This is a genomic window from Mycobacterium sp. Soil_C_30 (assembly GCF_057656995.1).
The window spans coordinates 1-256 of the sequence record NZ_JBDGJH010000080.1 but is presented as its reverse complement, the minus strand read 5'-3'; the positions used below and the strand labels follow the sequence as shown (position 1 = coordinate 256).

Below are 256 nucleotides of genomic sequence, written 5' to 3'. Positions count from 1 at the left end.
GGGAACTTCGTGAGGATCACCGGGCCGTCGTCGGTGACCACCACTTCCTCCTCGATCCGCGCGGCGGAGGTCCCATCGGAGGCCGGGCAATAGGTCTCCATCGCAAAGACCATGCCCGCCTGGATCTCCAGCGGATTCTCTAACGAGTTCAACCGCGAGATGATCGGCCGCTCATGCAGACCCAAACCCAACCCGTGGGCGAACTGCAGCCCGAACGCGGCCATCTCGTTCTCGAACCCGAAATCCTCGGCCTTGG

At 63.3% G+C, this 256-nt stretch carries 1 protein-coding gene; it reads right to left on the bottom strand.

Going from position 1 to position 256, the window contains the following annotated elements:
- On the bottom strand, window positions 1-256 hold a 256-nt coding region (locus AC3A6P_RS36200), incomplete at both ends, for a M24 family metallopeptidase (RefSeq protein ID WP_487697480.1).